The following is a 25174-nucleotide window of genomic DNA, read 5'->3' as shown; positions in this document are numbered from 1 at the left end:
CTTGTACAGCTTAGCTTTCTCATTACTTCATAGGTTTAGTTTATCTATCAATAGCAACACGCATGTAAAAGGTATCGATTTAACTTTATCGCATCCACACTTTAATATCTGCTAAGCCATTACTTTGTAAAATACCCAGCTGCTGATCTACATTCGAATTTTGCTCAAACTCAAACGCATCTAACTGTTTATCAAACGTAATATTAGCGACACCATCACCACCGCGTTTTTTAACCTGATGAAGCGCTATATCGGCTAAATTTATCGACGTTTCCCAACTGATTACTTGCCCACCTAAAAGTGGCAGTGGGTAAAAAGACCACCCTAATGACGCCGTTATATTGGTGGTTTTACCGTTCGGTAGTTGAAACGAATTTAATGCAATTGCTTGGCATAAATCAGAGGCATAGCTGTCAATCATGTTGCACTTAAAGTCGCGCAGTAATAATAAAAATTCATCCCCACTCCAGCGTGCTACATAATCAGAGCCTTGGGTACGCGAATTAAGTAACGCTGCCATTTGTTGTAAACAACTATCCCCAGCGATTGGTCCATATGCATCGTTTATACGGCTGAAATTATCAAAGTTAATAATAAGCAGCACAAGTGACTTGCCTTGCGCTTGTAAAGACTGCGCATTACGTTGAAAGTGCTCAATATCTTTAGGAAGTTGATCAAATAAGAAGCGACGGCTACGAAGCCCTGTAAGCTCATCTGAGTGACTAACAAGTTTAAGTTGTGAGTTTACTTGGCCCAGCTTGTCATTGGCTTGACGCAGCTCTAATGTACGCTCTGTAACCAGGGCTTCGAGTACTTCTTGCTTGCGTCGCTCTTGCGCTCTAAATACCCAAAAAATAAAGTAAAATAGTAAAATAAAGCCACTAACAATGAGTAGCCTAAAGTAAATAGTCTCGTCAAAACGCTGCGGTACAATAAATGCGTACTCGGCAGTTTGTGCTCTATCCCAATCCTCGCCTTGACGTTTTGCCTCAAGCTCGAATAAAAATGCCCCTGCCGGTAAATTTGTATAAATGGCCTCTCGGCGTGAATTAGCATAGCGCCAATCGCTATCTAAACCACTTAACTTATACCTGAACTCAATACTGTTTGGCGCATAATAATCGATGGCGGTGTACTTTAACGTTATATCGCGCTCATCGGTATCTAGCAGAGGTTTTTCGCCTAATGCAGCGGTAGTTAACGCGCGCAGTGGTGTGGTCAGTGTTTCTACTTTAGGCTTTAATACATTTAAGCCAAATAGCTCGGTATTTTTAGGTATTTCTACAATGCCTTGTAAGCTTGGGTACCAAATTGAATAATCTGTCATGGCAACAGCATCATGCCCTAAACCGTTACAACATTGGCTTGCTTTACCATCAAGTTGCCTATCAAAAGAAGAAATAACCTCTTCCACTTTTAGGCTCGACACCTCGCCTTTAAATTGCGCTACAGGCATACGGTAAACACCTTTCATGGTACTTACCCATACACGCTTGTAGGTTTCATCATACTCTAAGCTAAAAATAGAACCATAGGGTAAGCCGTTGGCTGCATCTAACTGTCGCCAATGCCCTTGTAAACTTCTGTAAAATAGGCCGTCGTTAAGCGAGCCTATTAAAATACCTACCCCATCTATGTGTAATACGCTGGTGATGTATGCACTTTCGAGCGAGGTTTGGTCACCTATTTTTTCAATGCCACGGTCAGTAAAGTAATACGCCCCTTTACTGGTACCTATTACACCAAAGTTTGCTTTATCAAGCACATAAGTTATAAATTTACTGCCTAAAAAGGCATTGTATGCAAAGGGTGTTAACCCGCCATAACTCAGCCTATACAAGCCACGCCCTGTACCTATCCAAAAGCCCCCTTTGCTTGATGGACTAATAGCAAATACAGGGTTGTCGCGCAGGGCTCTGCCCGGAAAACTGTATAGTTTATCTTGCTCGTAAAAAAACAGCCCTCGTCCGGTTGCGATATATAAACGTGAGCCATCAAACTGTAAATCGTGTACGGTTGCACGCCCAAATTGCGCACTGGGTATTTTATTAACAAAGTTTTTATTTAAATCGAAATACCCAATACCACTTTTATTTGCCACCCATAAATTTCCATCGGGCGCTTGGCTAATTGCCATAACGGCCTCGGTCATTTGCGATAAAGCAGAGTGGCGTTCAATACGTCCTTCGTGTGCAAGCCATAAGCCCTCGCTGAAACTGGCAAGCCAAATATTATTTTGGCTATCGTGGTAAATATCAGCAAACCAAATGCTTTGATCAAGTTGACTTGGCTCAACCCATTGCCATTCACCCGACTTAGCTCTAAAAAGCAGTCGCCCATACGTAGAAACCCATAAGCCACCATTGGTGTCGCTCATAAATTTATACACAGCTGAGTTATTTGCATTCGGCAGCGGGAAAGGTCTTAGCTCATCGTCTAAATCTAAAAAGTAGGCACCCAGTTCAGAGGCTAAGTATAAATTACCATTTAAAAAAGACAGATCATGAACAATGGTTTGTGCTAACCGCTCAGGCAATGATACCTTCGCTGTTAATTCCAACCTGAGTTTTGAAAAATCAGAGGCGCTTTTAGTTAAGCGTAGTAAATGACGGTCGTTAACCAGCCAAATCCCCTCTGGAGAAAGCGCCATTTGACTAACCGACCCCACTATTTGGGTGATCACGGTGGCATTAACAATAGGAACGAGTGCGTTCGCTTTATCACGTAAATCGACTTGGTTGCGGTCTACATAATAAAGCCCATTAGCTGCAATCCAAATGCTGCCTTTGGCGTCTTCTAATATATCTCTAACTGGGCCTTTAATATTAAATTCTTGTGCGGCAAGCGTTTGTGGGTTTATGACCACCAAGCCACTTTTAGTGCCTACCCATAAATAGCCATTACTATCTATGAGCAATTTATTAATACCATTACTTGGTAAAAAAGGACTATTTTGTGTGTTGTAATTAGTGAAGGTTGTGCCGTCAAAACGGCTAAGACCAAATTGCGTTCCGACCCACATATAGCCTTGCTGATCTTGCACAACACTTTTAAGCGATTGCGAGGGCAAACCATCTTTAATATTCCATTGTTTAACAACGTAATCAGTAATAGAAGCCCAACTTGGCATGGCACACAACATAAGTACACATACCAGTAAAAATCGCATCATTTCGCTGCCACCTAATTAAACAAATAAAACACAAAAATTAAAAGGGTAGTAAACCTGCTTTTATTAACGCTTGCAAACAAATAAGTGAAAAAATACCGGCAAGTACATCATCAGCCATTATACCCACACCACCGTCCATTCGCTTATCGAGCGTTTTAATCGGGCCTGGTTTGGCAATATCAAAAAATCTAAATAATAAAAAGCCTACAAGCAAGGTTTGCCAACTAAGCGCTGCGCCGATCATCGTAATGTAATAACCTGCAACTTCATCCCACACTATGGCTGGGTGGTCGTGCACACCTAAATCATCGGCGGTTTTGCCACACACCCAAATACCAAAAATACTAATAACCACAGCAAACACGATTTGTAGCCAAAGCGGAAAATACATGGTCATAAAAATAAATGGCAAAGCAGCAAATGTACCAAAGGTGCCTGGCGCAACAGGCGCAAGGCCAGTGCCAAACCCTAGGCCAAATAACTGGTGTGGGCGCTTTAAATTAAACTGTTTTTTGCTAGTCAAACCTGCTCCTTGGCAAAGTGCTCAAAGCCCTGTTGCTCAAAATTAAATTTTTCACCGTGGTGCAAAAGCTCAATGTGCCCTTCGCCACTTTTTATTTGCCCTATGCACGTTGCTTCTACGCCATATTGGCGTAATTTAAGCTCCAACATGCTTTTATTATCTTCAGAGACAGTAAAAAGTAATTCGTAGTCATCGCCATAGCCTAAAATATACGGCAATTGGGCCTCAAAGCTCAGGCTTGAACGCATAGCGTCTGAGGTTGGGATGTTTTCGATATTTATACTGGCACTCACTTGCGACATATCAAGTATGTGGGTTAAATCCGCTATAAGGCCATCAGACACGTCAATGGCTGATGAAGCAAGGCCTCGTAATACTTGCCCTGCAGCAACACGCGGCGTTGGGTAATCAAAGCGGCTATTTATGTACTTTAAGTGCTCAGGCTCAATACTGAGGCCACGCTTGCGAGATTCAATAGCCAAACCTGCATCACCTAGCGTGCCGGTTACACATACCCAGTCGCCCACTTTAGCACCTGCACGGCGTAAAGCTTTGCCCTCTGGCACTGTGCCTTTAGCGCATATAGTAACGGTTAAAGGGCCCTGTGTAGTATCGCCACCAATTATTTGTACATTAAAGTACTCAGCAATTTCGTGCATTCCCTCAGTAAACTCTTCAATCCACTGCTGGTTAATATTTGGTAGGGTTAATGCCACCGACACCCAAGTAGGCTCTGCTCCCATGGCTGCTAAATCACTTAGATTTACTGCCAGTGCTCGGTGTCCTAATGCTCGGGGAGAAATGTCATCAAAAAAATGAACACCCGATACAAGCGTATCAGTTGTTACTGCCAGTTGGCAGTTTTGTGGAACGGTAACTAATGCACAGTCGTCCCCTATTCCTAGGCTTACATCACGACGAGTTATACCACGACCTTTAAAGTAGCGGTTTATTAATTCAAATTCCTTCATACACAAAAAAGCCGACCTATGCCGGCTCTCCTTTTTAACGTGTACTAACTGTTAAAGCTAAGCTCTTAAGTAGAGCGCTTTAGCAAAGTTAGTATTACTTGCGTAAATGCTTAACAGCTTTATCAAGTACACCGTTTACAAATTTATGGCTGTCTTCAGCGCCAAATATTTTAGCAAGCTCAATGCCTTCATTGATTGCTACTTTGTATGGCACATCTTCGCGGAATTTAAGCTCATACGCGCTTAAACGTAAAATTGCACGCTCTACCATATCTAAATCATCGAATGGACGTGTTAAATGCGGAGAGACAGCTTCATCTAGTTGCTTATAATTAACGGCAACGCCACGCGCTAAATCTTTAAAGTATTCAACATCAATTTTAGTCACGTCGTTTTCGATCAACATTTGTTGCTCGATATCGGCAATTAAATTGCCACTTAATTGCCAAGAATAAACGGCTTGAAGTGCTAAGATACGTGCTTTACGTCTTGCTGCTGGTTTCACAAAAATTCCTTAAACTTAAATTTTATCTAACACATTAACCATTTCAAGCGCGCCTAATGCCGCTTCGCCGCCTTTATTACCCATTTTGGTACCAGCGCGTTCAATTGCTTGTTCAATGCTTTCTGTGGTTAATACGCCAAATGCAACCGGGATATCATACTCAAGCGATACATTTGCAAGGCCTTTGTTAGATTCGCCAGCAACGAGGTCAAAGTGTGGTGTACCACCTCTGATCACTACGCCTAATGCGATGATTGCATCATACTCTTTTTTTGCCGCAATGCGTTTTGCCGCTAAAGGTAACTCTACTGCACCGGGTACATACACAACGGTAATGTCATCATCGGCTACGCCACCAGTACGCTTTAGTTCATCAACAGCACCTTCAAGTAGGCTGCTACCAATAAAATCGTTAAAACGAGAAATAACAATAGCGAATTTTTTGCCTGGAGCGTACTTATTACCTTCAATAATTTTCATTTGATAACCCTAAAAATATGTTCAAGCGGTTGCGATTGCGCAAAAATTGCTGCGCATCATACCATAAAAATAAAAAAATAGACTAGTTAAAAGCACAGCCCTTATTGTGGCTCAACGTAATCAACCACTTCTAAATGAAAGCCCGAAAGTGCATGGTACTTTTTAGGGCGACTCATTAAGCGCATTTGCTTAATACCTAAATCAGCCAGTATTTGCGAGCCCACACCAACAGTACGTGATGTGCCTTTAAATTTACGCGGCGTAACATTCTCACCAGCGTCGGCAGCAGCAAATGCTTTAACAGTAGCCTCTAGCTCTTCAGTGCTTTCTTGCTTGCCTAAAATAACCAATGCACCATTGTTTTTTGCAATGTGCGCCATTGCATCTGAAAGCCCCCAACTACGATCCGCACTTCTGTCCGAGAGTAAAATATCGTTAAAGGTACTTTGTAAGTGTACACGCACAAGAGTTGGCTCGTTTTCTTTAATTTCGCCTTTTAACAATACGTAATGCAGTTGGCCGTCAATGGTGTCTTTGTAAGTTACTAAATCAAACTCGCCGTGCTCGGTGGGCAACTTACACTTAGCCACTTGCTCTATGGTGGTTTCGTTAAGGTTTCGGTACTCAATTAAATCTGCAATCGTGCCAATTTTAATACCATGCTCTTTAGCAAAGACTTCTAAATCAGGGCGACGTGCCATAGTGCCATCGGCATTGAGAATTTCGACAATAACCGATGAGGCTTCAAGGCCCGCTAACCGTGCTAAATCACAACCGGCTTCGGTATGACCTGCGCGCGTTAAAACACCACCAGGTTGCGCCATAATAGGAAAAATATGGCCAGGTTGTACTATATCGCTAGGTACAGCCCCCTTTGCTATTGCCGCTTGAACTGTGCGCGCTCTATCAGCTGCCGATATACCGGTTGTTACGCCTTTGGCAGCTTCAATCGACATAGTAAAATTAGTAGAAAACGCAGCACCATTATTTTTTACCATTAATGGTAAATCAAGCTGTTGGCAACGCTCCTGTGTCATAGTTAAACAAATTAAGCCACGGCCATGAGTAGCCATAAAATTAATGGCTTCGGCGCTAATATGCTCCGCAGCAATGATTAAATCGCCTTCGTTTTCTCTGTCTTCGTCATCCATTAAAATAACCATTTTACCGGCTTTAATGTCGTCGATGATTTCTTGTGCGCTGTGTAAGTTCATAAATTTGCTCGTGTAAGTTATCAGTGTCGTTATTTAACAAAACCAGCTTTAGCTAGTAAGCTCATTGAAATGTCTGAGCCCGTTGGCTGCTCAGCCCCTTTAATAAGGCGCTCTAAATAACGTGCAATTTGGTCAACTTCTAAATTAACGCGTGTGCCCACTTTAAAATCAGCAATGGTAGTTTGCTCGCTTGTGTGCGGCACTATGGTTAATTTAAATTCATTACCTTGGACAGCGTTTACTGTCAGGCTTATACCATCTATACATACAGACCCTTTATAAGGAATGTACTTCATTAAATTTTCATCTGTGCTTAACCAGTACTCTGTTGCGCGCGCATTACTCGTAATAGCGGTAATGGTGGCAATGCCATCAACATGACCAGAGACCAAGTGCCCCCCTAAACGCGATACCGGCTGCATGGCTTTTTCTAGATTAACTGTTTGGCCAATATTGTAATTTGCAAACCCAGTGAGGCTGATAGTTTCATTTGATAAGTCGGCACTAAAGCCATCAATGTGCTTATCTACTACGGTTAAGCATACGCCATTAGTGGCAATACTATCACCTAGCTTTACATCGCTCATATCAAGGTTAGCGCTTTGAATGCGAATGGCTAAATCGCCTTGTTTTTTTTGTAATAGCGCAATTTTGCCTGTGGCTTCAATTATTCCAGTAAACATAGCCCTACTCTTCAAATTAAGTGGTTGGAATGTGTTTTATAGCGGTTATACGTAAGTCATCGCCTATTTTCACACATTCTGTAAACGTCAAATTAACGGTATTTTGCATATCTGTCAGCGGTGCAAAATTAACTAAGCTTTTTGCATCGCCCCCCATTAATTTTGGCGCTAGATAAAATATATATTCGTCTATTAAATTAAGCTCTGTCATTTTACCGGCAAGTGTAGCACCCGCTTCTAAATAAACATGATTAAATTGCAATTTAGCAAGGTGCGCTAAAACAGACGTTAAATTAACTTTGTTATTGTGCTGTGGCACTTCTATATGCCTTACAAAATGTGGCCATTGCGCTGATTTATCAACCTTGGTAGTAAATATTATTATATCACTTTGAGTATTGAATAATGCCAACTCTGGTGTAAGCCTATTTTGCGAGTCAATGATAACACGCACAGGTTGGCGAAGAGGTAACTCGGTAGGTAAAGCCTCTGGGAGTTCGTTTAACCTGACATTAAGTTTAGCATCATCCGTAATGACCGTATCGGCGCCGGTTAAAATAGCGCAACTTTGTGCTCGGTGTAACTGAACATCTTGTCGCGCAGCTGAGCCAGTAATCCACTTACTTTGTCCATTTTTAAGCGCAGTTTTACCATCAATACTAGCGGCCATTTTACACGTTACGTACGGCAGCCCCTGCTCCATACGCTTAAAAAACCCCAAATTAAGTGCGCGCGCTTGCTTCTCTAACAGCCCAAAAGCAACCTCAATACCAGCATCGCTAAGTATTTTAAGCCCCTTGCCTGCTACTTGCGGGTTAGTATCGACCATCGCAGCAATCACCTTTACTACACCTGCCGATTTTAAAGCTTCTGCGCAAGGAGGAGTCCGCCCGAAGTGACTACACGGCTCAAGCGTAACATAAGCTGTTGCGCCTTTTGCATTTTCACCTGCTACAGCAAGCGCATTAACCTCAGCATGTCCCTGCCCCGCTAATTGATGAAACCCTTCACCAACTATGTGGTTATCTTTAACTAAAACACACCCTACATTAGGGTTAGGAGTGGTTGTAAATCGCCCTTTTTTCGCAAGTTCGATGGCCCGCGCCATATACATTTCATCTTGTTCGGTAAACGGTATTTGGCTTTGCATTACTACTCCCCTAAACGGGCAATTTCTTCACCAAATTCGCGTATATCTTCAAACGAGCGATATACAGAGGCAAACCGCACGTAGGCGACTTTATCAAGCTTTTTAAGCGCCTCCATTATGCACTCCCCCACCAAGTGGCTCGATATTTCTCGCTCACCGGTAGCACGCAACTGCGATTTGATAATATTAACCACTTCATCTACTTGCTCAGTACTTACAGGGCGTTTTTCTAGGGCGCGATTAAGGCCATTTAGTAGCTTGTCTTCGTTAAATGGTTCTCGGCTACCGTCTTGTTTAATCACACGAGGCATAACTAACTCGGCGCCTTCAAAGGTAGTAAATCGCTCGTGACACTCGTTACATTCACGACGACGGCGAACTTGGTGGCCTCCGCCAACAAGGCGAGAATCAATAACTTTAGTATCTTTTGCGGTACAAAATGGGCAATGCATAACTAGGTAGTTCCGTTTTAAACAAAAAAGGCCGCTATTTAGCGGCCTTTTATCTTAGCAAAAAAATAGGGCCTGTTGGCCTTTCAGGATTAAATTTGTTCTATCTAGGGGTGATTTAATCGCGACGCGAGGTTTGTAACCTAGTGGGCTAAATAAAAACCGAGCAAAGCTTCCGCGTCCTGCTCACGCCCCTTACCTACATCCATGTAGGCAACAAAGAGTAAATCGCCCCTAGGACGAACCCGAGGGCAGTGCATGTTTGGCATTTATGCTGCGTTATCGCCTATTTGTGTGGAGTAACCACACTACATAGATTCTGCCTTGCCTAAAAACCAAACATACTACTGCAAATTAAACCTCGAAAGGTAAACAGGCCCCTTGTTGTGCTCTAAATTACTGCTGCTTATGCAATTAAGCGTATACAGGTAATTTTGCACAAATTGCTTTAACTTTTTCTTTAACTTGTGCTTGTACAGACTCATCGTTGATGTTGTCTAACACGTCACAAATCCAGCCAGCAAGCTCTTTAGACTCAGCTTCTTTAAAGCCACGACGGGTAATTGCAGGTGAACCAATACGCAAACCAGAAGTAACAAACGGTGAGCGAGGATCGTTTGGTACAGAGTTTTTGTTCACGGTAATATTTGCATTACCAAGCGCTGCATCTGCATCTTTACCTGTAATATCTTTATCGATTAAATCAAGTAAGAACAAGTGGTTTTCTGTTTTATCAGATACGATTTTGTAGCCGCGCTCTTGCATAACAGCAACCATAGCTTGTGCATTTTTAACAACTTGTGCTTGGTATGTTTTAAACTCTGGTTGTAGTGCTTCTTTAAATGCCACTGCTTTTGCAGCAATAATGTGACACAAAGGTCCACCTTGACCGCCAGGGAATACAGCACTGTTAAGCTTTTTGTAAATTGCTTCGTCGCCACATGCAGAAATAATTAAACCACCACGAGGGCCTGCTAATGTTTTGTGGGTTGTTGTTGTTACAACATGCGCGTGAGGTACTGGGCTTGGGTAAACACCCGCGGCAATTAAACCTGCAACGTGAGCCATATCAACAAATAAGTAAGCACCTACTTTATCAGCAATCTCGCGGAATTTAGCCCAATCAGCAATACCTGAGTATGCAGAAAAACCACCAATAATCATTTTTGGTTTATGCTCTAGTGCTAGCGCTTCTACCTGTGCGTAATCAATTTCGCCGGTTACTTCGTCTAGCCCATATTGGATAGCATTATATAGCTTACCAGAGAAACTTACGTGTGAACCATGCGTTAAGTGACCACCATGAGCTAAGCTCATACCAAGTACAGTGTCACCGGCTTCTAATAACGCTAAAAAAACAGCGGCATTAGCTTGAGAGCCTGCATGAGGCTGAACGTTCGCATAGTCAGAACCAAATAACTCGTTCGCACGATCGATTGCGAGTTGCTCAACAACGTCTACGTGCTCACAACCGCCATAGTAACGTTTGCCCGGGTAACCTTCTGCGTATTTGTTTGTAAGCTGTGAACCCTGCGCTTCTAGTACGCGTGGGCTACAGTAGTTCTCTGATGCAATTAATTCAATGTGCTCTTCTTGGCGAGCAGTTTCTTTGTTTATCGCGTCAAATAACTCTGGATCAAAATCCGAAATATTCATGCTACGTTCTAACATTGGGGTCTCCTAGGGCAACGTGTATGGTGTTTTTTAGAGGCTTTATTGTACGCTTTAAACAACGCTTTGCCTACGCTCTTAAGTTGAGGATATTTAAACAGGGATTGAATCTATTTCACAGCATTTTTAAGATGATATTTTTTTATAAATTCATTAATAATTTAAATGACTTTTAATTTTTACATTTAATTAGTTAATGACAGTAGTTTTATAAACTGCATTTAAAACACAAAAAAAGCGGCCAAAGCCGCTTTTTTAACACTAAGTTAGTTAGCCCAACTTAGTGAGTATTTCATTACGTAACGCGTCGTAATCAGCGTTAATGTCCTTTGCTAAACAAGGTTTTGCAAGTGCGTCGCTCAGTGGTTTTGGCATCTCAAGTTCAATATTAAGAATCTCTTCTACGCTTTCTTTAAACTTAGCTGGGTGAGCAGTTGCTAAAAAGATACCCGCGGCGTCAGCGGCTTTATTCTCTACAAGGCCTTGGTATGCAATAGCGGTATGGGGCTCTGCAACATAACCAATTTGTTGAATATTTTTCATCACTGCTTGCGTATTTTCTTCGCTCACGCTGGTTGAGTAAAAATTATCGTAGCTAAACCAGTTATTATCTAACATTGTTTGCACACGTGGCCAGTTGTTTGGTTTGCTCACATCCATCGCATTTGAAAGCGACTCAAGCGTGGCATTTGGCGCCCAATTTTTATCAAGCATGTAGCGTGGCACTGTATCGTTTTGGTTAGTCGTTGCGCTTAGTTTACCTACTGGCAAACCAATTACAGCACCAATCATGGCGGCACATACATTACCAAAGTTACCACTAGGGACTGAAATATGCGCGGTAGCACGCTTTTCTTTTGGTAGCTGTGCAATGGCCTCAAAGTAATAACATACTTGTGCCACTAGGCGGCTAATGTTGATTGAGTTAGCTGAATTAAGACCCAGTGTAGATTTAACTTCGTCATCTAAAAACGACTTTTTAACTAGCTCTTGGCAATCATCAAAACTGCCATCAACTGCGTAACAATGAATGTTGTTACCAAGCGTAGTAAATAGCTTTTGCTGAGCAAGCGAAATTTTGCCTTTAGGGTATAGAATAACCACATCTATATTTGGCTTGTTGTAAAACGCATGCGCTACAGCAGCGCCAGTATCGCCAGAGGTTGCCGTTAAAATCGTGACTTTTTCGCCTTTGTTAAACTGTGCTAAACACTCAGCCATAAAGCGTCCACCAAAGTCTTTAAACGCAAGCGTAGGACCGTGAAAAAGCTCTAAACAATAGTTATTGTCTTCAACCTCTACCAATTTTACGGGGAAGTTAAACGCATTTTTTACCATTTGAGCAACAGTATCAGCGGGCAGTTCATCGCCAATAAGGTGCGATAAAATTTTGCTACTGCGGGTAACAAAATCCATATCTAATAACGTATCTACATCTGTTAGTGGCGCTAAGCTTTCAGGGAAAAATACCCCCTGATTGCGCCCAAGCCCTGTTTTTACCGCTTCAACAAACGACACTTTTTGAGAATTTTCTTTTAAATTATGTAATTGCATAAATGCCTATCCTATAAAACTGTTAATTGACGCGTGCCATCGTTATCTAATTTACAAATGTGGCAAAAGCCCTGCTCATTTATATAGTTTTGCGCTAACCACTGCGCACATTTTTCAGCCGCTTCTAATGTTTTACACACTGTAAATAACGTAGGGCCTGCACCTGAAATACTGACAACTTCAGCGCCTAATGCTGGAAGGTTCGCTTTTGCCTCACTGAAGCCGGCAATTAAAGGCGCCCGGTACGGCTCTGCAATATCGTCTTGCATAATGCTTAGTGCATCATCAAAACGCTGCGTTAATAACAAACTGCTAAATGCCGATAAACGCTGAGCAAACACAACCCCCGCATGCATACTTAACTCTTTTGGTAATACCGAGCGTGCCTTTGCGGTATTAAGCGAAAAACCAGGGAACGCCGCTACGTAGTACCAGTTTTCATCAACTGGTAAAGCAATTGACTTATCAGGAATTAAATCGCCTGTAATCTGTAAGCCCCCTAAATAACACGGGGTGATGTTGTCGTAATGACGCCCACCACTGACTATCGCTTCAAAATCAGCCATTAACTCAATCAGCTCAACTTGGCTTAAATTGGTTTGAGCAAACTTATCAAGCGCTGCAAAGGTTGCGACCACCGAGCACGCACTCGAACCTAGCCCTGAGCCAATTGGTAAGTTCTTTTTAAGTTCTAATTTTACACTTGGCATATCTGGCGCCACGTGCGCTCTAAAATGCACTAAACACTGATATGCTAGGTTTTCGCTCGCATCGCTTGGTAACTTATGCGCGTATTCGCCTGAGCAAACAAACTCATCACTTTGAGCGGCGCTTACTACGGCCACGTCACCTAATAAACTGCCATCAATAGGCGCAAGCGCTGCGCCTAGTGCATCAAAGCCCACTGCAAAATTACCTATAGACGCCGGAGCATATACTTCTATCATTTTTAACTCCTAGCGCGATAACGTTTTTAATACGTCGGCAAATACACCGGCTGCTGTTACTGCAGAGCCTGCGCCGTAACCACGTATTACAAACGGGCGTGGTTGATAATACTGGCTTAAAATAGCTAATGCGTTTTCACCATCACGAATAACATTTAATGCATGCGATGAATCGACCGCTTCAATACCTACTTTACAGTGGCCTTCTTTAATTGTACCTACATAACGAAGTACTTTACCCTCTGCTGCGGCACTTTGAATACGGTCGTTAAACTCAGCGTCTAAACTTGGTAGTTTAGCCATAAATTCATCTACGCTGTCGTCTTGTGCAAAACCTTGTGGCAATACCGACTCAACTTCTATATCGCTAAGCTCTAATTTCATGCCGGCTTCGCGAGCAATAATCAGTAATTTACGTGCTACATCAGTACCCGATAAATCATCGCGTGGGTCTGGCTCTGTAAAACCGCTTTCTTTTGCTTTAATTGTTGCCTCAGAAAGTGATAAACCATCTTCTAGTGCACCAAACATGTACGACAGTGAGCCTGATAAAATACCGCTAAATTCGAGTAACTCATCACCTGCACCAAATAACGACTGTAAGTTATCGATTACCGGTAAACCTGCACCTACGTTTGTTTCGTATAAAAATTTGCGGTTATTTTTTTGTGTTGCTGCAATTAAGTTTTGGTAATAATCGTACGAGCTGGTTGTTGCCTTTTTATTAGCGGCCACAACATGGAAACCCGCATTTAAAAAATCCACATACTGAGCCGCTAGCGCATCAGAAGACGTACAATCTACAATCACTGGGTTTACTAAGTGATTTTGTTTTACAAACTGCTCTACTAAATTTAAGTCAAACGCTTGCTCTGATGCTGCTAGCTTTTGCTGCCAATCATCAAATGCAATACCTTCGCTGTCTAAATGCAATTGACGAGAATTAGCAACGCCATATAGGTTTAATTTAATATTTCGTTTTTCAAGCCACGCCTGTTGGCGTTCTAACTGAGAAATAAGCTCTTGGCCTACTAAGCCACAGCCAAGTAAAAATACGTCGATTGAAGGGACGTGAGTAAAAAAGTTTTCGTGGCATATTTTTACTGCATCGTTACACAGCTCACCGTCAATAACCGCTGAAATAGCACTTTCTGTAGAGTCCTGCGCAATGGCTACAATGTTTACTTGGGCCTGTGCAAGAGAAGCAAAAAACTGCGCAGCTAAACCTTTGTGTGCACGCATGTTATCGCCCACTAAAGTAACAATGGCAAGGTTACGTTGTACGTGTACCGGCTCAATTAAGCCTGCTTGTAATTCAAGCTCAAATGCACTTTGCAAGGCCTCTAGCGCTAGCGCTAAATCGCTTTCGTGCACACAAAAGCTAATACTAAACTCGCACGATGATTGCGTAATTAACACAATCGATACGTTATCGTGCGCAAGAGCATTAAATACCTTAGAGGCCATACCCACCTTACCTTTCATGCCAGGGCCTGACACGGTAAGCATTGCTAAGTCTTGCAAGCTAGAAAGCGCTTTTACAGGTTCATCCGATGAATAATCGTTACCAATTAATGAACCTTGAGCATCTGGGTTATGGGTATTTTTAATTTCGCACGGTACACCCGCTTTGGCGCACGGTAAAATGGTTTTAGGATGAAGTACTTTAGCGCCAAAGTAAGAAAGCTCCATTGCTTCTTTATAAGATAAAAAGTCAACTTTAGTCGCTTTTTTGATGTAACGCGGATCGGCGCTGTACACCCCATCAACATCTGTCCAAATTTGACATATTTCAGCATCTAAACATGCAGCAGCAATTGCCGCTGAGTAATCAGAGCCGTTACGGCCAAGCGTAGTGAGTTCACCTTGCTCATTGCTGGCTGTAAATCCTGGCATAATATAAATAGTGGCTGGGTTTTCTTTAAGTACTGCTTGAAAACGTGCTTTACTCGTTACTAAGTCGGCTTCAGCATCAATGTACCCCCCTGTAGAGGCAACACAGCGTGTTGCTTCTAGGTATTGTGCATTGTGCGAGCTTAATAAACTTTGCATAAGCGATACACTTACTCGCTCACCAAAACTAATTACAAAAGCACGAATTTGATCTGGGCAGCATTTAATAAGCGCCACACCATCTAGCTTATTTTTAAGCTCATGAAAATCTGGCCAGTTTGCGACTTCGCCACTGCTTTTTTCTACTTCTGCTTTTAATGTTTCGCATCGGCTTAGTAAAGCTTGCCATTGCTGTGAAAAGTCCAGACCTTGCTCTGCGGCACTTGCCAGCGCAACTAATGAGTCAGTCATACCACCGGGTGCAGAAAGCACCAGTAACATTTCATCTTTTAACTGTGCTTTGACAAGTTGAGCTACTTGTTGCAAACAGGCAAAGTCAGCAAGCGAAGAGCCTCCAAATTTTAAAACGCGCATTATTTATGTTCCTCATCCCATAAAACGAAAAAAGGCCTGTGTTCTTAGTGAACACAGGCCTTTAAATTTGTTGCACCGACCTATGCCACTATCCAGTAAGAATGGTGGTTGTAATAATAATGGTCAGTACGCGATTAATTGTTTTCATAACGCTAAGACTGCCTTAACAAAGGCTATGCTGTCAACCCCAAATTAAAAGATAAAACAGCCTTTTTGAACATGAAAAAACCTAATGAATGCCAAATTTATGCAAAACTTCGCTTAAGGCTGATTTGTTAATAGGTTTATTTATAAAGTCGATAGCACCTAACTGCGCCACCTTTTGCTTCATTTGTTGTTGAATATCAGCGGAGATCACCAATACAAAGCACTCTATTTTTTCTGCCTTAATACGCTCTAGCACCTGTACACCGTCAACTTCTGGCATGGTTAAGTCTAAACACAGAAGATCAAATTGCTGCAAGCGTAAAAGCTCAAGCGCATCGGCCCCGTTTGCGGCTTGTTGTATGTCGGCATTCACGCACTCATTTAAACAACGCACAACTTGTTTACGTGCAACAGTGGAATCATCACACACTAATATAGAAAATTTCATCATGTTTACTACTAAAATAACCTTCTAAAAATTATAAAAACGAGCCATCCGTTGGTTTTTTTCTATTCTAACACGTTCCTAAAACTCTAACACTTTGCTTATTCGTATAGTGTGATACGGTAACCTTACAATAAAACTTTAACTATTATTAATAATTCCCCACCCAATCGATACTTATGTAATATAAGTGGGCACTTGGATTACTTTAAACCAAATTAGTGCACTATTATTAAAACAAAACGACTCACAAGAGTCAGTCTCTTTAAAATATAAGTTTTTTTATTTATTTTTAAGGTTTTATTGACTAACTTTTAGGATAGAAATTGCAACTTAGATATAATTACACCGGATGAGTAAATCCCATATGTTACAAAAAAGCCTTTCTAAGAAATTGTTAACTAATGTTTTATCAGTGTATTTTTTACTCACCTTTGTGGTGACATGTGGACAAGTGCTTGCTGAATTTGTAAATACTAAAGACTACATTCGTGATGAGCTCAGTACACTACAAAAAACCTTCAGTAGAAGCTTAACGCGTGCAATTTGGGAACTAAATACAAAGCAAACAATAACAACCGCAGAAGGCTTACTTGCCATCCCTATGGTGGAGGGCATTATTGTACGCGACGACAGCGGCGAAATTATTTCGCAACTGGGGCGCTCTCTAGATATACATAAACTTTATAATCAACAACTTGTTCAAGAAGAAGTTATTATAGAGGACACTAAGTCAGGTCTATTTGGTTATACATTCCCACTCATTTTTGAGTTCTCAGGACGTGCTACGCAAGTGGGTGATGTAACCTTATTTTCGAGCCGCGACGTGGTATTTAGCCGAATAATGGTATCTATTTACTTTTTAATTGGTAACGCCATGATCAAAACCACCTTTTTGATCATCTTGTTTTTAATGGCATTTAGAAAACTGCTCACCGACCCGTTAAACGAATTAACCGATCAAATAGAAAACCTTGAGCTTGATGACTTAGAAGGTCAACACATAGAAATTGAAACCGAAGAGCATAACGAACTAAACGTTATGGAGCAGTCTTTTAATAACTTAATAGATAAAGTAGTCCAATACAGAAAGGAGCTTGAACACACTCAACGTGAACTGATTGTTAGTAATGAAAAGCTCGACCAACACAATATACAACTTGAGCAGGATGTTGCTCGTAAAACATCAAATTTAAGTCAAGCAATGATGGATTTACAGCAACAGAAGTACGAACTAGAAAAGCAAAAACTAGTGTTAACCGAAGAGGTTGATTTACGTAGGCACACCGAAGAAGAGTTATTAACCAAACAAAAAGAGCTCGAACGCTACCTTGACGAGCTAAGCCTTGCTCAAGAGCGATTAGTAGGCACAGAAAAAATGGCCGCATTAGGCGGGCTTGTTGCTGGCATTACACATGACATAAATACGCCTATTGGTATCGGGGTAACCGCTATATCGTTCTTGCAAGAGCGTTTAAATACCTTAGAAAGCGCGTATAAAGAAAAAACTTTATCGCCTAAAGCATTAGAAGAATTTATAAACGAAGCCAAGCAAAGCACGAGCTTGCTTACAACCAACCTTGATAGAGCCTCTGAGCTCATTGCCAGCTTTAAACAAATAGCGGTAGATCAAGCCAGTGAAGCTGTAAGAACAATTAACTTTAAAGATTACTTAAACGAAGTGATTTTGTCGCTTCACCCTAAACTTAAAAAAACCAAGCACACCATAAACTTGCAGTGTGCGGATGATTTAGTTCTAAATTTACCTGCTGGGGCGATTAGCCAAATTTTTACCAACTTAATTATGAACTCAATTATTCATGGTTTTGATAATATTGCGCAGGGCAATATTGATATAAATATTAGTGCCAATGACACGCTCCTTGTGATTGACTACAAAGATAACGGTAACGGTGTAACAAAAGAGCAGTTAGCTAAATTGTTCGACCCCTTTTTTACTACAAAGCGCGACCAAGGCGGTAGTGGCTTGGGCACACATATAACCTTTAACTTAGTTAAGCAAACGCTCAGCGGTTCAATAGAGGCTAACAGTGAACCCGGTAAAGGGCTGCATTACCATATTGAGTTTCCTAAAAATATGCCAAAGCCATTATTTAATCAATAAAGGCTTTGGTTAAAATCAGCCATTTCGAGAACCCCATTTTATTGCTATGATTGAGTAAATTTATAAGATGGAAAAGTTACCTTATGTGGTTTAGTAACCTGATTTGTTATCGCTTTAAGCAAGATGTTTCGTACACTCAAGAAGAGTTTGAAAAAGCGTTAGAGCAAGATGTATTTCGCCCGTGTGGCTCTCAAGACCTCTCTACATTTGGTTGGACAAAAGCATTTGGTAAGCATGGTGATTCGCTGGCGCATTTTTCACAAAAAAGCATTTTAGTGTGTGCCAAACGTGAAGAAAAAGTGCTACCTGCATCTGTTGTTAATGAAATGGTTGCCGAAAAAGTAGATCAAATAGAGGCGGAAGAAAACCGCCCGGTTAAAAAGAAAGAAAAAGACGAGTTAAAAGAAAACATTTTAACGACCTTATTACCTCAAGCGTTTAAAAAATCAAGCCTGCAGTTTGCCTTTATCGATCAAGAAAACGGGTGGGTTGTAGTAAACAGTGGCAGTTTTAATAAAGCAGAAGAGTTACTTGCATTGCTGCGTAAATCGCTGGGCACTTTACCGGTAGTTCCTGCGTTTGCAAACTACGACCTGGATGTATTTTTAACTGATTGGCTAACTAACTTCAGCACGCCAGAAAACTTTGCTATAGGGTTTGATGCAGAACTCGAAGAAGCCGACGACAGTGGCGCACAGGTTAAACTAAAAGGCCATGATTTATCATGTGATGAAGTTAAATCGCACCTAGAAAATGGTAAACGTGTGACTAAACTTGCGCTTGACTGGCAAGAACGCCTGAAATTTATGCTGCAAAACGATGGTTCTATCAAGCGTTTAAGCTACTCAGAAACGTTAAAAGAAGAAAACGCCGATATTCCAAAAGAAGATATGGCGGTTAAACTAGATGCTGACTTTATTTTAGCCTCGGAAGAAATCAAGCTACTGCTTGAAGAGCTGACGGCCGGTTTAGGTGATGCAGAAGATTTATAAAACGCTAAAATTATAAGCGCTATTAAAACTAAAAAAGCACGACTCAGTCGTGCTTTTTGCTTTCACCTTTATAACTGCTAATTAGCTAAATGTGTCTTTCACACTTTCAAGCATGTCGTTGTATTCGTCACTTGAAAATAGCTGCATAGAAGGAATAACACCTTTATCTATGTAGGTTTGTAAAGCCGCTGATTTATCAGACACCTGTAATGTTCCCTCTAAAATAGCGCCAATACGAATAAAATCAACATAACCAATCTCTTCAGGGCGATATGTAGGGTCAGCCCAATGCCTAGCAACATTTACAAATTCAGGTGGGAACTCCCACGCGCCCATAATTGAGCCACCAATTTTACCACTGAGTTTTTGAATTGCATGCGCTAAAAAGCTTGGGTTAGCAAACACCTCTGGGTGGCGCTCAGCTTCGGTTAAAATAGGCAGTACACCAATGTTATATACCAACGACGCCAACGTTATAGAGTCACTATTTAACGATGTGCGTTTATTATTTTGTAAATAAAACGCCATAAGCGTTATTGAGTGCCCCGCCACATTTAGCGTTTTTTGCCACGCTTTACTCATGTAGCCTTTTATTAGCTCATTATTAGAAACAAACAGCTGCTCCATTGCCATTGCGGTTGCTATATTTTTAATTTGGCGTAAGCCAATGCGAGTAACGGCTTGCTGTAAGTTAGATACCTTAACTGTGCGACCCATAATTGCGCTGTTGGCAACTTTAATCATGCGCGCTGAAAGTGCTGGGTCTTGGCTAATTACCTCTGACATTTGCATTAAGTTTACATCAGGGTTGTCAGCCGCTTGACGCACTTTAATTGCGACTTCAGGTAAGGTAGGTAAAACCAAAGTATCGTTGTTGATTCTATCAACCAAAATCGTTAATAGTGCATTTTCTGTAGACATAGAACTGTCATCCTTTTGTTTCTGGGCCGCAATGCAACTGCTAACCTCGGATAAAATGAGTAATACAATGAGTATTATCTAACTTACCGATAAAGTTAAGAAAATTATATAAATTAATTGTTATTAATGTGCCTTCATCGCCCTAAGATGCTACACAACGCCAAACACTTGCTATTTACTATTTAGTTTTGTTTTAATGCAGTCACTATAAGGAAACGTTTGTATGCGCTAGCGTTCAGAGTTCGCCCATACAAATAATTAAACTTACTTTTTAACAGGCATTCAAATGATCTTAAACAAAATTAGCCAAGCAATTTTACTCTCTGGCGTCGTTTTTCTTAGTGCATGCTCAGAGCAAGCCCCCTCTTCGACCGAAGCCACAAGTGTAGAGCTTGCTCAAAAAAGTGCCGCACAAGCTGGCCCAGATTTAATTAACATTGATAAACAACGTTTAGATATTTACACCGACTTTAGCCTCGAAGCCGACCTATCTCATTTAAGTGAGAATCAAAAAGCCATGGTAGCTAAGCTTATCGACGCTTCTAAAATTATGGACGATCTATTTTGGAAGCAGGCTTTTGGCGATAATAAAGACGCTTTTTTAGCAAAGCTGAGTGATGAAAAAGTACGTAAATTTGCTGATATTAACTACGGCCCATGGGATCGTTTAAATGGTGATGAACCATTTTTATCAGGCTACAAAGAAAAAGCCCTTGGCGCGCAATTCTACCCAGCCGACATAACAAAAGAAGAACTAAATAATGCCGACGTAGATGATAAAAAAGGCCTTTACTCATTAATCAAACGTGATGAGCAAGGTAATCTTTACAGTGTGCCTTATTCAAAAGAATACGCGCAAGAGTTAGCTAAAGCAGCTGACTTATTACGTGAAGCCAGTAAACTTGCCGATGATAAAGAATTTGCCAATTACTTAAACCTACGTGCTGATGCACTTCAAAAAGATGATTTTCAGGGTTCTGACTTTGCTTGGATGGACATGAAAAATAACCCAGTTGATGTGGTTATTGGCCCAATTGAAACTTACGAAGATCAACTCTTTGGCTACCGCTCTGCTTATGAGTCGTATGTACTAATTAAAGATTTAAAATGGAGCGAGCGCCTTGCTAAATTTGCGGCCTTTTTACCAGAGCTGCAAAAAGGTTTACCGGTAGATGCTAAATATAAGCAAGAAGTGCCAGGCTCAGACGCCGATTTAAATGCTTACGATGTGGTTTACTACGCAGGTCACTCAAATGCGGGCAGCAAAACTATTGCTATTAACTTACCAAACGATGAGCAAGTACAGCTTGAAAAAGGCACTCGTCGCCTGCAGCTTAAAAACGCAATGCGTGCAAAATTTGATAAAATTTTAGTGCCGATTGCTGAGCAGTTAATTGTACCTGAGCAACGTAAGCATATTACTTTTAACGCCTTTTTTGCCAATACCATGTTCCATGAAGTCGCTCACGGCCTAGGTATTAAAAACACCATTACAAATAAAGGCACTGTGCGCCAATCATTACAAGAGCACGCAAGCGCACTTGAAGAAGGTAAAGCCGATATTTTAGGTTTATACATGGTTGAGCAGTTACTTAAAAAAGGTGAAATTACCGAAGGTACATTAGAAGATTACTACACCACCTTTATGGCAGGTATTTTCCGCTCAGTACGTTTTGGTGCATCAAGCGCACATGGTAAAGCTAACATGATCCGCTTTAACTTTTTTGCTCAAGAAGGCGCATTTTCTAAAAACGAAGAAGGTTTCTACCGTGTCAATATGGAAAAAATGGGCGTGGCTATGGCTAAACTTTCGCGCTTAATTTTAACATTACAAGGTGACGGCGATTACGAAAAAGTAGATCAGCTAATTGCCACCCATGGCGATATTAAAGAAGAGCTTGCTAAAGACTTAGAAAAACTAAGCCAAGCTAATATTCCTGTAGATGTAACCTTTAAACAAGGTAAAGACGTGTTAGGCCTAAACTAACCCAACACGTAATACTTTGTAATAGATTAATGAAGCGCTGTGGTTTATAACTGCAGCGCTTTTTTTAGCGCTATTATTTGCTCATCTGTGTATGGTTTTGCAGGGAACTTACCCCACACCGGTGCAGGCCATGCAGCGTCAGTTGTAAAACGTGCAATATGATGAATATGTAATTGCGGCACCATGTTACCCAAAGCCGCCACGTTTAGTTTATCAGGGCTAAACACTTGCATAATAAGCTTGCTGAGTTTGGCCGACTCTTTTAAATATACAACTTGGTCGTCTTCAGACAAATCTATAACTTCTTTTAAATTAGGTTTCCTGGGTACTAATACAAACCAAGGGTATTGGCTATCGTTAAGTAATAGCACTTTACATAAAGGCCAATCTGCCAGTTCTATACAATCGCGCTTAAGCTCTGGGGCGAGTTCAAAAGTATGGTTAGTCATCGTCACATCCTAGTTAGTCTTTAATAATGGCCACTTTATAGCATTTATTTGCAGTTGCACACGCTTAGCTTTACCATTTAATACAATATTTATAATAAGCTAAGGCAACCTTGTGCTAAAAAAAATAAAACACTTAACCCTCGCACTCCCGCTAGCTGTTGGCGCACTAAGCGTACAAGCAAAACCATTATCGCTAGAGCGTATTTTTGACGACCCGAGCCTGTCGGGTAAAGCCCCCGTACAACTTAAGTTTTCGCCAGACGGTAGCCGCGTAACTTACCTGCAAGGTAAAACCGATGACTACAACCGTTATGATTTATGGGAATACAACTTAAAAGATAATACCAACAGAATACTGGTTGATTCTGCAAAGCTGTTTTCAGGCCCTGAAAACCTCTCTGATGAGGAAAAAGCACGCCGCGAACGCCAACGTATTTTTGGTAAAGGTATTTTAGAGTACAAATGGTCTAAAGACGGCAAAGCCCTATTATTTCCACTTAATGGCGATCTGTATTATTACGAGCTAGCGTCTGGTAAAAGTAAAAAACTTACCAATACAGAAGCGTTTGAAACCGATGCCCGCTTTTCTCCTAAAGGTAACTATGTATCGTTTATTCGCGAGCAAAACCTTTACGCATTAGCACTTGATACTGGCAAAGAAATACAACTAAGCAAAGATGGCGGCGGCGTTATTAAAAACGGCATGGCCGAATTTGTAGCGCAAGAAGAAATGAGCCGTATGACCGGCTACTGGTGGGCTGGCGATGAATCTAAAATTGCATTTACCCGCGTAGATGAAACCCCAGTAAAAGAAGCTATCCGTAACGAAATATACGCAGACGAAGTAAAGCTATTTAACCAACGTTATCCATTTACAGGTACCGACAACGTTGAAATTCAACTTGGCGTTGTATCTTTAAATAATCAAAACGTTGACTGGATTGATTTAGGCGACGATAAAGACATTTACATTGCCCGTGCTAAATGGCTAAAAGACAGCACAACTCTTTCGTATCAATGGCAAAATCGCTCACAGCATAAGTTAGAACTACGCTTTTACAATAGCGATACTAAAACGCAAAAAGTCGCATTAACTGAAAACAGCGATACATGGATCAATTTAAACTTTGATCTGCATTTCTTAAAAGACAAAAAGCATTTTGTTTGGGCTTCTGAGCGCGATGGTTTTAAACACCTTTATTTGTACCGCACTAATGGCCAGCTAATTCGACAAATCACCTCAGGAGACTGGGTTGTTGATAGCTTAAAAGGCGTGGATGAGAAAAAAGGCATAGTGTACTTTGCAGGACGTAAAGACACCCCGCTTGAAAGCCATTTATACAGCGCACCACTGTTTAAAAAAGGCAATATAAAGCGTATCACTGAACAAGGCCAATACCACAAAGTAGTAATGGCAAAAGACAGCAAAACATTTATTGATAACAGCTCATCGGTAAACAAGCCTAACTCGGCGGCTCTTCGTAAAGTAAATGGCGAATTTATCACATGGCTTGAACAAAATAAGCTTGATGATAGCCACCCACTAACACCTTATTTAAGTGATTTAGCAACTCCAGAGTACGGCACAATTAAAGCTGAAGATGGACAAGTAATGCATTACCGCTTGTTTAAACCAAGTAATATTGCAGACGGTAAAAAGCACCCAGTCATTGTTAATGTATACGGCGGCCCACATGCACAGCGCGTAACAAATAGCTGGCGCAGCAAAAACTTATACTTTCAATACATGGCGCAACAAGGTTATGTTATTTTTCAGCTCGATAACCGAGGCTCTTACAACCGTGGTAAAAAGTTTGAAGACGCTATTTACAAAAACTTAGGTGTTGTAGAAGTAGCAGATCAAATTAAAGGCGTTGAGTTTTTACGCACGCTTGATTACGTAGACCCACAACGCATTGGTATTTATGGCCACAGCTACGGCGGGTACATGGCCCTAATGACCATGTTTAAAGCGGGCGATTACTTTCAAGCCGGTGTATCGGGTGCACCAGTGACCGACTGGGCGCTTTACGACACCCATTACACTGAGCGCTACCTTGGGCACCCAAAAACGAATGCCAAAGGCTACGAAGACAGCGCCGTATTTCCATACGCTAACGGCTTAAAAGGCCCATTAATGATTTACCATGGCATGGCCGATGACAACGTGTTGTTTACCCACGCCACTAAATTATTTAAACAACTACAAGATAACGAAAAACAGTTTGAAATGATGACCTACCCAGGCTCAAAACACAGCTTACGCGGTAAACAGGTGCAAACACATTTACACCAAACCATCACAAACTTCTTTAATCGACATTTTGATGATAAATAATCATATGACGACTAAATAGACTAA

At 41.2% G+C, this 25174-nt stretch carries 20 protein-coding genes; 4 read left to right on the top strand and 16 right to left on the bottom strand.

The window, feature by feature from the left end:
* Nucleotides 1-85: 85 nt before the first annotated feature.
* From AN389_RS15895 to AN389_RS15830, 14 genes are all read right to left on the bottom strand, one after another.
* Complete coding sequence (locus AN389_RS15895) at nucleotides 86-3172, bottom strand: ligand-binding sensor domain-containing diguanylate cyclase (RefSeq protein ID WP_055018146.1); 3087 nt, start codon at nucleotides 3170-3172, stop codon at nucleotides 86-88.
* Nucleotides 3173-3209: 37 nt separating this feature from the next.
* Nucleotides 3210-3695: a phosphatidylglycerophosphatase A gene (locus AN389_RS15890; protein WP_055018147.1), complete on the bottom strand. Its 486-nt coding sequence runs from the start codon at nucleotides 3693-3695 to the stop codon at nucleotides 3210-3212.
* Entirely contained in the window at nucleotides 3692-4666 is a 975-nt protein-coding gene (gene thiL, locus AN389_RS15885; RefSeq protein ID WP_055020230.1) for a thiamine-phosphate kinase, read from the bottom strand. The genes AN389_RS15890 and thiL overlap by 4 nt, the downstream gene beginning before the upstream one ends.
* 94 nt (nucleotides 4667-4760) lie before the next feature.
* A complete protein-coding gene (nusB, locus tag AN389_RS15880; protein WP_004586866.1) occupies nucleotides 4761-5171 on the bottom strand; it encodes a transcription antitermination factor NusB in 411 nt (136 codons plus the stop codon).
* A gap of 15 nt (nucleotides 5172-5186) precedes the next feature.
* Entirely contained in the window at nucleotides 5187-5651 is a 465-nt protein-coding gene (gene ribE, locus AN389_RS15875; protein WP_004586865.1) for a 6,7-dimethyl-8-ribityllumazine synthase, read from the bottom strand.
* A gap of 101 nt (nucleotides 5652-5752) precedes the next feature.
* On the bottom strand, nucleotides 5753-6865 hold the full coding sequence (gene ribBA, locus AN389_RS15870; protein WP_055020229.1) for a bifunctional 3,4-dihydroxy-2-butanone-4-phosphate synthase/GTP cyclohydrolase II: 1113 nt from the start codon (nucleotides 6863-6865) through the stop codon (nucleotides 5753-5755).
* A 29-nt stretch (nucleotides 6866-6894) separates the two neighbouring features.
* Nucleotides 6895-7548 carry a riboflavin synthase gene (locus AN389_RS15865; protein WP_055015326.1) on the bottom strand — a complete coding sequence of 218 codons (654 nt, stop codon included), beginning with the start codon at nucleotides 7546-7548 and terminating at the stop codon, nucleotides 6895-6897.
* Between the two features lie 16 nt (nucleotides 7549-7564).
* Nucleotides 7565-8698, bottom strand: a complete 1134-nt coding sequence (ribD, locus tag AN389_RS15860) for a bifunctional diaminohydroxyphosphoribosylaminopyrimidine deaminase/5-amino-6-(5-phosphoribosylamino)uracil reductase RibD (RefSeq protein WP_055018151.1) — start codon at nucleotides 8696-8698, stop codon at nucleotides 7565-7567.
* Between the two features lie 2 nt (nucleotides 8699-8700).
* Nucleotides 8701-9150, bottom strand: coding sequence for a transcriptional regulator NrdR (nrdR, locus tag AN389_RS15855; RefSeq protein WP_004586861.1), 450 nt, complete (start codon nucleotides 9148-9150; stop codon nucleotides 8701-8703).
* 411 nt (nucleotides 9151-9561) lie between these two features.
* On the bottom strand, nucleotides 9562-10818 hold the full coding sequence (glyA, locus tag AN389_RS15850) for a serine hydroxymethyltransferase (protein ID WP_055020228.1): 1257 nt from the start codon (nucleotides 10816-10818) through the stop codon (nucleotides 9562-9564).
* Between the two features lie 270 nt (nucleotides 10819-11088).
* Nucleotides 11089-12372, bottom strand: coding sequence for a threonine synthase (gene thrC / locus AN389_RS15845; RefSeq protein WP_055020227.1), 1284 nt, complete (start codon nucleotides 12370-12372; stop codon nucleotides 11089-11091).
* An 11-nt stretch (nucleotides 12373-12383) separates the two neighbouring features.
* Nucleotides 12384-13319 carry a homoserine kinase gene (gene thrB / locus AN389_RS15840; protein ID WP_055020226.1) on the bottom strand — a complete coding sequence of 312 codons (936 nt, stop codon included), beginning with the start codon at nucleotides 13317-13319 and terminating at the stop codon, nucleotides 12384-12386.
* Between the two features lie 9 nt (nucleotides 13320-13328).
* A complete protein-coding gene (gene thrA / locus AN389_RS15835; RefSeq protein ID WP_055018155.1) occupies nucleotides 13329-15746 on the bottom strand; it encodes a bifunctional aspartate kinase/homoserine dehydrogenase I in 2418 nt (805 codons plus the stop codon).
* 229 nt (nucleotides 15747-15975) lie between these two features.
* Complete coding sequence (locus tag AN389_RS15830) at nucleotides 15976-16344, bottom strand: response regulator (RefSeq protein WP_055015321.1); 369 nt, start codon at nucleotides 16342-16344, stop codon at nucleotides 15976-15978.
* 361 nt (nucleotides 16345-16705) lie between these two features.
* Here AN389_RS15830 and AN389_RS15825 point away from each other — a divergent pair, with 361 nt between their 5' ends.
* Together AN389_RS15825 and rdgC are read left to right on the top strand one after the other, a co-directional pair.
* A complete protein-coding gene (locus AN389_RS15825) occupies nucleotides 16706-18463 on the top strand; it encodes a HAMP domain-containing sensor histidine kinase (RefSeq protein WP_055020225.1) in 1758 nt (585 codons plus the stop codon).
* 83 nt (nucleotides 18464-18546) lie between these two features.
* Nucleotides 18547-19455, top strand: coding sequence for a recombination-associated protein RdgC (rdgC, locus tag AN389_RS15820; protein WP_004586854.1), 909 nt, complete (start codon nucleotides 18547-18549; stop codon nucleotides 19453-19455).
* Between the two features lie 81 nt (nucleotides 19456-19536).
* On the opposite strand, the gene AN389_RS15815 is transcribed toward rdgC, so the two are convergent.
* A complete protein-coding gene (locus AN389_RS15815) occupies nucleotides 19537-20376 on the bottom strand; it encodes an HDOD domain-containing protein (RefSeq protein WP_055015319.1) in 840 nt (279 codons plus the stop codon).
* 286 nt (nucleotides 20377-20662) lie between these two features.
* On the opposite strand from AN389_RS15815, the gene AN389_RS15810 reads away from it, so the two are divergent.
* Complete coding sequence (locus AN389_RS15810; RefSeq protein WP_055015318.1) at nucleotides 20663-22363, top strand: dipeptidyl-peptidase 3 family protein; 1701 nt, start codon at nucleotides 20663-20665, stop codon at nucleotides 22361-22363.
* 44 nt (nucleotides 22364-22407) lie between these two features.
* On the opposite strand, the gene AN389_RS15805 is transcribed toward AN389_RS15810, so the two are convergent.
* Nucleotides 22408-22812 (bottom strand): HIT domain-containing protein, encoded by a 405-nt coding sequence (locus AN389_RS15805; RefSeq protein ID WP_055020224.1) that lies wholly within the window; start codon nucleotides 22810-22812, stop codon nucleotides 22408-22410.
* 112 nt (nucleotides 22813-22924) lie between these two features.
* Between AN389_RS15805 and AN389_RS15800 the strand changes: the two genes are divergently transcribed.
* The gene (locus AN389_RS15800; protein ID WP_055020223.1) at nucleotides 22925-25150 is read left to right on the top strand and encodes a S9 family peptidase; all 2226 of its coding nucleotides are present in this window, start codon (nucleotides 22925-22927) and stop codon (nucleotides 25148-25150) included.
* Nucleotides 25151-25174: the final 24 nt, after the last annotated feature.

This window comes from Pseudoalteromonas sp. P1-7a (assembly GCF_001401855.1).
GTDB lineage: Bacteria > Pseudomonadota > Gammaproteobacteria > Enterobacterales > Alteromonadaceae > Pseudoalteromonas.
This window is presented reverse-complemented; position numbering and strand designations above follow the sequence as displayed.